This window comes from Pseudomonas sp. 22072 (assembly GCF_052046095.1).
Lineage (GTDB): Bacteria > Pseudomonadota > Gammaproteobacteria > Pseudomonadales > Pseudomonadaceae > Aquipseudomonas > Aquipseudomonas paracarnis.
Genome location: NZ_JBQEQE010000079.1, coordinates 1 through 305, shown reverse-complemented (window position 1 = coordinate 305; position 305 = coordinate 1). Strand labels below are relative to the sequence as shown.

At 56.1% G+C, this 305-nt stretch carries 1 protein-coding gene; it reads left to right on the top strand.

What is annotated here, in order from left to right; all coding sequences use genetic code 11:
• Positions 1–305 (top strand): immunoglobulin-like domain-containing protein (locus tag ACTJLA_RS26870; RefSeq protein ID WP_440842505.1); only part of this gene is annotated, 305 nt, incomplete at both ends.

The window sequence follows — 305 nt, the reverse complement described above, 5'->3', positions numbered from 1 at the left end:
ACTACCCCGGTTAACACCACCGTTACTGATACACCGGGCACCGATAACACCACTACCGTAACGCTGACAGCTCCGACCGAAGCGAATGAGGGTGGCCAGATCACCTATACCGCGACCTTGAGCAATAAGGCCGGTACCGACGTCACGCTGAAGTTGGATAACGGCTCTTCGATCACCATCAAGGCTGGCGACACGGTTGGCACTGTGACCGTGCCCGCTCCTAGCGATGACGTGTTCATCGATAAGAGCACTCAGACCGTCAAGATCACCGACGCTTCCGGCGGCAACTTCGAAAAACTGGAAGT